The sequence below is a fragment of the Methylibium sp. T29-B genome (genome assembly GCF_000576225.1).
In the GTDB taxonomy this organism is placed as follows: Bacteria; Pseudomonadota; Gammaproteobacteria; order Burkholderiales; family Burkholderiaceae_C; genus Methylibium; species Methylibium petroleiphilum.
On the sequence record NZ_AZSN01000231.1, the window covers coordinates 1 to 4,062 of the forward strand.

3 protein-coding genes are annotated in these 4,062 nt (G+C 72.2%); all 3 read right to left on the reverse strand.

What is annotated here, in order from left to right:
- Positions 1-750 (reverse strand): complex I NDUFA9 subunit family protein (locus Y694_RS20150; RefSeq protein WP_051495932.1); only part of this gene is annotated, 750 nt, incomplete at its 3' end.
- Between the two features lie 13 nt (positions 751-763).
- A complete protein-coding gene (locus Y694_RS20155; protein WP_197028833.1) occupies positions 764-2,800 on the reverse strand; it encodes a lytic transglycosylase domain-containing protein in 2,037 nt (678 codons plus the stop codon).
- Positions 2,801-2,893: 93 nt separating this feature from the next.
- Positions 2,894-3,859: a LysR family transcriptional regulator gene (locus tag Y694_RS20160; protein ID WP_036235860.1), complete on the reverse strand. Its 966-nt coding sequence runs from the start codon at positions 3,857-3,859 to the stop codon at positions 2,894-2,896.
- Positions 3,860-4,062 lie beyond the last annotated feature (203 nt).

Below are 4,062 nucleotides of genomic sequence, written 5' to 3' on the forward strand. Positions count from 1 at the left end.
GCGCGAGCAGCGCGGCCTGGGCGCGGCCCAGCGCGTCGGGCAGCGGCAGCACGGCCGCTCGTGGCCCGACCAGCGGCCGGCGAGCCGCACCAGTTCGGCCAGCGTGTAGACGTGCGGGCCGACGCATTCCACGACCTCGGGCGCCGGCGACACCAGGCTGCGCACGATCGCTGCAGCCACGTCCTCGACCCACACCGGCTGGAACCTCGCGTCGGCGCCCGCCAGCGGCATCAGCGGGAACACCGCCTGCAGCTGCGCGAACAGGTTCAGGAAGCGGTCGCCCGACCCGAAGATGACCGATGGCCGCAGCACCGTGAGGTCGAGCCCGGCTGCGCGCAGCGCCGCCTCGCCGACGGCCTTGGAGCGCAGGTAGTTCGAGGGCGCGTCGGCCGCGGCGCCGAGGGCGCTCACGTGCACCACGCGCGGGACGCCGGCCACCTTGCAGGCCCGCGCCAGCCGCTGCGGCAGCGCGACGTGCACCCGCTCGAACTCCTCGGCGCTGCCGTGCAGGATCGCCACCAGATTGATCACCGCGTCGCGGCCGAACAGCAGCCGCGTCAGCCGCCCGTCGTCGTGGAGGTCGGTCTCGACCAGCTCGACGGTCGGCAGCATCGCCAGCCGCTTGGCGCGCTCGGCGCGACGGGTCGGTACCGTGAGGCGGGCGCCCGCTGCACCGAAGTGCTCGACGAGCTTCTCGCACAAGGCACTGCCGACAAAGCCGGTGCCACCGAGGATCAGCAGGTTCTTCATGGGGCAGGCTTCGTCAGGGCAGCTCGCGCTCGGCCGGATCGGCCGCGCCGGGGTGCGGGCCGATCGCGCTGCCCAGCCGCGCGCGCAGCGACTGCGGCTGGCCGCTCAGCAGCGCGGCGTAGTCGGTGGCGTTGGAGAGCACCTTCTTCACGTAGTCGCGCGTCTCGGTGAAGGGAATGTTCTCGGCCCAGGCCGCCGCGTCCAGCGACGGCCCTTCGCGCCACTTGCGCGGCCGGTTCGGGCCGGCGTTGTAGCCGGCCGCGGCCATGGCCTGCGAGCCGTCGAAGCTGTCGAGCACCATCTTCAGGTAGCCGGTGCCGAGCCGCAGGTTGGTGCCGTGCTCGGTGATGCGGTCGTGCGTGTAGTCGATGCCCAGCTTGCGGGCGGTCCACTTGGCGGTGGCCGGCATCAGCTGCATCAGCCCCGAGGCGCCGACCGACGAACGCGCGCTGGTGATGAAGCGCGACTCCTGGCGGATCAGGCCGTAGACGTAGGCCGGGTCCAGCCCCGCCTCGCGCGCGCGCGCCACCACATCGCTGCGGTAGGGCGTGGGGAAGCGCTGTGCCATGTCGACCTGCTCGCGGGTGCGCTCGCTGGTGTTGATGCAGCGGTCCCACACCTGGCGCTCGCAGGCCAGCTGGGCAGCGGCCAGCAGCTCGCGTTCGCCCATGCCGAACAGAGAGAAGTTCCACTCGCGCACGCCTTCGCTGCGCAGGTCGAGTTCGATCAGCAGCAGCGCGCGCTTCAGGCCGGGGTGCTGGGCCGCGGCGTTGCGCTCCTCGGGCGTGAGCGGTGCCGGTGCGGCGGGCAGGACCAGCGGTTGCCCGAGGTCTTCCATGGCCAGCTTGCCGTAGAAGTGCAGCGGACTCGCGATCGACGCGAGCAGCTCGCGCGCCTGCGCACCCAGCGCGACGCCGTCCTGGCTGCTGCCGGCCAGCGCCTGCAGCGCGCGCGCCTTCCAGTAGATCCACGCGGGCTCGCGCTGCTCGCTGCTGCTCATCGCGGTGACGGCCTGCATCACCTGCTGCCAGCGGCCCGCGCCGTTGTTGGCGCGCAGGGCGGCGCGCAGCTTCCACGCCAGCGTGTCGTCGGGCAGCGCCACGTCGACGTTGCCGGTGCGTGTCAGCTCGGCACGCTGGAAGTGGTCGGAGGCGCTGGTGCTGAGCTTGAGCGCCGCCTGCTTGCCGACGCTGGCCCAGACCCACGCGGACAGGTCCGCCGGCAGCCGCGCGGCCCAGCGATCGTTCATCGCGGTGGCCGCCACGTCGGGGTCGTTCGCGGCGCTGCGGATCAGCGCCAGCGCGGTCAGCTCGCTGGCACCGCGGCCCTGCGTCGCGGCCTTGCGCGTCAGGTAGCGCTGCGGGTTGTCGTTCAGTTCGCCGACCGCATTGGCCATGTCGTCGCCCAGCATCGCGGCGGCTTGGCGGGCCATGCGGGGGCGGTTGGCCTCGACCGCCAGCCGCGTCTTGCGCCAGACGTCGTCGCGGCCGATCCGCTTGGCATCGAACAGCGTGCTGGCCAGCAGCGCGCAGCCGTCGTCGGCATCGCGTTGCGCGAACCAGGCGGCGCGGGCGTCGTCCGTCACGTCCTGGCCATCGAGGTGCCGCGTCAGCAGCGCGTAGCAGCGCACCTCGCGATCGTCGTCGAGCTTGAAGCGCGGGTATTCCGCGCGGAAGTTGCCCCAGTCGCGACGGCGGCCCAGCTCGAGCAGCCAGTCGTTGCGCAGCCGGTCCTCGACATAGGTGCCCGGCCAGCGCGCGTAGAAGGCATTCAGTTCGTCCTGCTGTGCGTCGGCGAGGCGGTTGCCGAGTTCCCAGTAGTCGGGCCACATCGCGAGCGGGTGGTTCGCGGCCAGTGCCGCCGCACGCGTGGCCGCCAGGCGCGGCTTGTCGCGCTTGCGCAGCGCCTCGCGGGCTTCGAGAACCGTGTCGTTGGCGGTCTGCGCGGCGACCGGCGCGGAGGGCAAGGCCAGGGCCCCGGTGATCGCGGCAAGGGCGACCGCGCGGAGCAGGATGTGGCAGCGGAGGGGTGTCGGGGTCTGCAGGGTCATGCCACGGAGGGAGCCGTCACGATGGGCTTCGGTTCCGCTCGAATTTTACGCAGTCACCGGGTGCGTGCATCTGACATGCTGCCGAGCGCAGGGTCAATCGAACTCGGTCTCGCCGATGGCCTGGCGCGTCGACGCGCCCTGCGCCTGCACCCAGCTCGCGAAGCGCTGGACCTCCGCACGGTCGCGCTTGCTGCCGGCGATGATCAGCCAGTAGCTGTAGGGGCTGCGGGTGCGGAAGGCCGGCCCGAAGGGTTCCACCAGCTCGCCGCGCGCCAGCGATTCGTCGACCAGCGCCAGCCGGGCCAGCGCGATGCCCTGGCCGGCCAGCGCAGCCTGCACCTGCTGGTAGGTGAAGTTCAGGTAGATCCAGCGTCGCGGCTCCAGCGCAGGCAGGGCCTGCACCGCCAGCCAGTGCCGCCAGCTGACGAACTGGGTGCTCGCCTGCAGGCTGTCTTCCTCCAGCAGCGTGTGCAGCGCCAGGTCGGCCGGTGTGCGCAGCGGCGGCGCGGCGCCGCTCGCGGCCTGCTCGAGCAGGCGCGGGCTCGCCACCGGCGTCAGCGTCTCGCCGAACAGCCGCACGGCGCCGGCCGGGGCGCGCTGCGCGCTGCAGTAGCGGATCACGATCTCGACCTCGGGGTCGTCCAGGTCGGCCAACCGGTCGTTGGCGTCGATGCGGATGTCGAGGTCGGGGTGGTCGCGCTGGTAGGCCTCGATGCGCGGCAGCAGCCACAGCGAGGCGAACGACGGGAAGGTGTTGAGGTTCACGCCGCGCCGGCCGCGCGCGCTGCGGATCTGGCGCACGCCGGCATCGAGCCGCTCCAGCGCCGGCGTCACCGCAGCGAGCAGCGCGACACCGTCGCCGGTGAGGGCGACGCTGCGGGTGCCGCGGGTGAACAGCGAGCTGCCGACCTCGTCCTCCAGCGACTGGATCTGGCGGCTGATGGCCGGCTGCGTGAGGTGCAGCTCCTCGGCCGCGGCACGGAAGCTGAGGTGGCGCGCGACGGCCTCGAAGGCGCGGATCGGGCCGACGGCGAGCGGGCGCTGGCGTGAGGTATTCATGCGTTCATGTCATCAATTGGGGCCGCGATCTCATTGGATCGTGGGCCGGTTCTTCACGATGATATGACGCATGGATCCACCAATACAGGGTCCGAGGGAGCACGACATGAGCATGCAGCAATCGCAAGAATCGATGGGCCGGACCGACCCCGTCTGGCGGCTGGTCCGAGGCCAGACGCTGCGCCTGCAGGCCGCCCGCAACA

Coding starts and splice junctions, on each gene's coding strand:
- Y694_RS20160 (WP_036235860.1), bottom strand. CDS start 3,859: ATGAATACCTCACGCCAGCGCCCGCTCGCCGTCGGCCCGATCCGCGCC.
- Y694_RS20155 (WP_197028833.1), bottom strand. CDS start 2,800: ATGACCCTGCAGACCCCGACACCCCTCCGCTGCCACATCCTGCTCCGC.